The 4773-nt window shown below is 47.9% G+C and carries 2 tRNA genes and 2 rRNA genes; all 4 read left to right on the plus strand.

Going from position 1 to position 4773, the window contains the following annotated elements:
* Positions 1-113: 113 nt before the first annotated feature.
* Positions 114-1635, plus strand: a 16S ribosomal RNA gene (locus ACFOWA_RS20600).
* 187 nt (positions 1636-1822) lie between these two features.
* Positions 1823-1897: transfer RNA gene (locus ACFOWA_RS20605), tRNA-Ile, on the plus strand.
* A gap of 13 nt (positions 1898-1910) precedes the next feature.
* Positions 1911-1984: transfer RNA gene (locus tag ACFOWA_RS20610), tRNA-Ala, on the plus strand.
* A gap of 452 nt (positions 1985-2436) precedes the next feature.
* Positions 2437-4773: ribosomal RNA gene (locus ACFOWA_RS20615) — 23S ribosomal RNA — on the plus strand; the annotation flags it as partial.

Below are 4773 nucleotides of genomic sequence, written 5' to 3' on the forward strand. Positions count from 1 at the left end.
AAGTACAGAGTACCGGAGCTTGATTTTAAAGTCAAATGTCTGACAGACATAATTAAAAAAGAAGACTATTTTTAACAATAGTTAAAACTGGTCAGAATCTTACAAAACATTTTACAATGGAGAGTTTGATCCTGGCTCAGGATGAACGCTAGCGGCAGGCCTAATACATGCAAGTCGAACGATATTAAGGGGCTTGCTCCTTAAGAAAGTGGCGCACGGGTGCGTAACGCGTATGCAACCTACCTTAATCAGGGGGATAGCCCGAAGAAATTCGGATTAACACCGCATAAAAACACAGAGTAGCATTACTCAATGTTCAAATATTTATAGGATTAAGATGGGCATGCGTGTCATTAGCTAGTTGGCGGGGTAACGGCCCACCAAGGCGACGATGACTAGGGGATCTGAGAGGATGACCCCCCACACTGGTACTGAGACACGGACCAGACTCCTACGGGAGGCAGCAGTAAGGAATATTGGTCAATGGAGGCAACTCTGAACCAGCCATGCCGCGTGCAGGAAGACAGCCCTATGGGTCGTAAACTGCTTTTATCCGGGAATAAACCTTTCTACGTGTAGAGAGCTGAATGTACCGGAAGAATAAGGATCGGCTAACTCCGTGCCAGCAGCCGCGGTAATACGGAGGATCCAAGCGTTATCCGGATTTATTGGGTTTAAAGGGTGCGTAGGCGGCCTGTTAAGTCAGAGGTGAAAGACGGTAGCTCAACTATCGCAGTGCCTTTGATACTGACGGGCTTGAATGAACTAGAGGTAGGCGGAATGAGACAAGTAGCGGTGAAATGCATAGATATGTCTCAGAACACCGATTGCGAAGGCAGCTTACTATGGTTTTATTGACGCTGAGGCACGAAAGCGTGGGGATCAAACAGGATTAGATACCCTGGTAGTCCACGCCCTAAACGATGAATACTCGCTGTTAGCGATATACAGTTAGCGGCTAAGCGAAAGCGTTAAGTATTCCACCTGGGGAGTACGCTCGCAAGAGTGAAACTCAAAGGAATTGACGGGGGCCCGCACAAGCGGAGGAGCATGTGGTTTAATTCGATGATACGCGAGGAACCTTACCCGGGCTTGAAAGTTAGTGAAGATTTCAGAGATGAATTCGTCCGCAAGGACACGAAACTAGGTGCTGCATGGCTGTCGTCAGCTCGTGCCGTGAGGTGTTGGGTTAAGTCCCGCAACGAGCGCAACCCCTATGTTTAGTTGCCAGCATGTAATGATGGGGACTCTAAACAGACTGCCTGTGCAAACAGAGAGGAAGGAGGGGACGACGTCAAGTCATCATGGCCCTTACGTCCGGGGCTACACACGTGCTACAATGGATGGTACAGAGGGCAGCTACATAGCAATATGATGCGAATCTCACAAAGCCATTCACAGTTCGGATTGGGGTCTGCAACTCGACCCCATGAAGTTGGATTCGCTAGTAATCGCGTATCAGCAATGACGCGGTGAATACGTTCCCGGGCCTTGTACACACCGCCCGTCAAGCCATGGAAGTTGGGGGTACCTAAAGTATGTAACCGTAAGGAGCGTCCTAGGGTAAAACCGATAACTGGGGCTAAGTCGTAACAAGGTAGCCGTACCGGAAGGTGCGGCTGGAATACCTCCTTTCTGGAGCAGAGTTGACTACTCGCTGCGCAACATGATACTCTTAAAAAAGAAAACACAAAAGAAACACCCAGAAGAAATGACGGTTGTCCTAATAACCAAAAAGGCCATCGGCACTGACCGCTAGGTAAGCAAAGGAAGCGGTAGCGGTAATATACTAACCCGCAACTATAAGCAACCTAACAGATACAGTCCCGTAGCTCAGCCTGGTTAGAGCACTACACTGATAATGTAGGGGTCTCCAGTTCAAATCTGGACGGGACTACTTTAATAATCCTGGGGGATTAGCTCAGCTGGCTAGAGCGCCTGCCTTGCACGCAGGAGGTCAACGGTTCGACTCCGTTATTCTCCACTATTTAAGGTTGAGGGTTAAAAGGTAGAAGGCAAAGGGTAAACCTATAGCCTATACAAACCGCACAACAAAGCAGAAAGCTTTTAAAAAACTAAGAAAACCTTACCAGGATTGGTAAACTACATTGACATAAAGATTAAGAAAAAGAAGAAATTGCCGAAGGGGCAAAGTATTTAAAGATACTGAATGGTTCGACTCCATGATTTTTACTAATAAGGAATAAGCTATAGGCTTAGGTTGGGGCACATTAAACCCTACACCTTTATACCCTCAGCCTTATACCTTAATAAAGTTCTTTGACATATTGGAAGAAGTTAAAAAAGAAGAGCAAACAACAATAGGCGACTGTTGTGTTTGTGCTCACCGAGCGGCGTAGCAATACAAAGTGAGGTATGAGACATCATAACAAGAGCAAAAAAGCATACTATACGGCGCAAAAGGCGTATACGTAGAAGAAAGTAATAAAGAGTACACGGGGGATGCCTTGGCTCTCAGAGGCGATGAAGGACGTGATAAGCTGCGATAAGCTTCGGGTATTTGCAAATAGAAATTAATCCGAAGATTTCCGAATGGGGCAACCCGGCTGGTTGAAGACCAGTCACATATAATGAGCAAACCTGCCGAACTGAAACATCTAAGTAAGCAGAGGAAGAGAAAATAATAATGATTTCCTAAGTAGTGGCGAGCGAACGGGAAAGAGCCCAAACCTACTTTGTTACGGCAAAGTGGGGGTTGTAGGACTACGATGTGGTATTAACAAACAGAAGTGGAATGGGATGGGAAGCCCAGCGATACACGGTGATAGCCCGGTACACGTATAGAATGTTAGCCTAGTAGTATCCTGAGTACCGCGAGGTCGGAGACGCCTTGTGGGAATCTGCCGGCACCATCCGGTAAGGCTAAATACTCCTGAGAGACCGATAGTGAACCAGTACCGTGAGGGAAAGGTGAAAAGAACCCCGAACAGGGGAGTGAAATAGAACCTGAAACCGTGTACTTACAAGCGGTCGGAGCGTCCAGGTGGCGTGACGGCGTGCCTTTTGCATAATGAGCCTACGAGTTACTCTTCTCTGGCAAGGTTAAGTGTTTAAGACACGGATCCGAAGCGAAAGCGAGTCTGAATAGGGCGTATAGTCAGAGGAGGTAGACGCGAAACCTTGTGATCTACCCATGGACAGGTTGAAGGTGCGGTAACACGTACTGGAGGACCGAACCGATAAACGTTGAAAAGTTTCCGGATGATCTGTGGGTAGGGGTGAAAGGCTAATCAAACTGGGAAATAGCTCGTACTCCCCGAAATGTTTTTAGGAACAGCGTGGATATTAAGTTTCATAGAGGTAGAGCTACTGATTGGGTGCGGGGGAGTCAAATCCTACCAAATCCAGACAAACTCCGAATGCTATGAAATATGGTCTGCAGTGAGGCCCGGGGTGCTAAGGTCACGGGCCGAGAGGGAAAGAACCCAGACCATCAGCTAAGGTCCCTAAGTGTACGCTAAGTTGAACTAACGAGGTCCGATTGCACAGACAGCTAGGATGTTGGCTTGGAAGCAGCCATTCATTTAAAGAGTGCGTAACAGCTCACTAGTCGAGCGATCGGGCATGGATAATAAACGGGCATTAAGTGTATCACCGAAGCTATGGGATTGAAATATATCGGTAGGGGAGCATTCTATATGCAGCGAAGGTATCTGGTAATGGGTGCTGGAGCGTATAGAAAAGCAAATGTAGGCATAAGTAACGATAAGGCGGGAGAGAAACCCGCCCACCGAAAGGATAAGGTTTCCTGATCAACGCTAATCGGATCAGGGTTAGTCGGGTCCTAAGGAGAACCCGAAAGGGACATTCGATGGACAACTGGTTAATATTCCAGTACTTTTTATAACTGCGATGTGGGGACGGAGTAGTGACACTGCCGCGAACTGACGGAATAGTTCGTTAAAGGTTGTAGGTATTAGAATGGTAGGCAAATCCGCCAATCTAGCTGAAAACTAATAGTACCGCGAGGCTTCGGCTGAGTGGATAGAGCAGGTAAACAGACTTCCAAGAAAAACCGCTAAGCTTCAGGTTATAAAAACCCGTACCGCAAACCGACACAGGTATCCGGGAAGAGAATTCTAAGGTGCTCGAGTGAATCATGGCTAAGGAACTCGGCAAAATGGCCCTGTAACTTCGGGAGAAGGGGCGCTTGCAGCAATGTAAGCCGCAGTGAAAAGGCCCAGGCGACTGTTTAACAAAAACACATGGCTTTGCAAAATCGAAAGATGAAGTATAAGGCCTGACACCTGCCCGGTGCCGGAAGGTTAAGAGGGGATGTCATCCGCAAGGAGAAGCATTGAATCGAAGCCCCGGTAAACGGCGGCCGTAACTATAACGGTCCTAAGGTAGCGAAATTCCTTGTCGGGTAAGTTCCGACCTGCACGAATGGTGTAACGATCTGGGCGCTGTCTCAGCCATGAGCTCGGTGAAATTGTGGTCCCGGTGAAGACGCCGGGTACCCGCAACGGGACGGAAAGACCCCATGCACCTTCACTACAATTTAACATTGACATTGGATACAGGATGTGTAGGATAGGTGGGAGGCTTTGAAGCGGCGTCGCTAGGCGTCGTGGAGCCAACGTTGAAATACCACCCTTTCTGTATTCGGTGTCTAATCCCGCCAAGCGGGAGACATTGTTTGATGGGTAGTTTGACTGGGGTGGTCGCCTCCAAAAAGGTAACGGAGGCTTTCAAAGGTAAGCTCAATACGCTTGGTAACCGTATGAGGAGTGCAATAGCATAAGCTTGCTT

It is taken from the genome of Pedobacter lithocola (assembly GCF_042650845.1).
Lineage (GTDB): Bacteria > Bacteroidota > Bacteroidia > Sphingobacteriales > Sphingobacteriaceae > Pedobacter > Pedobacter lithocola.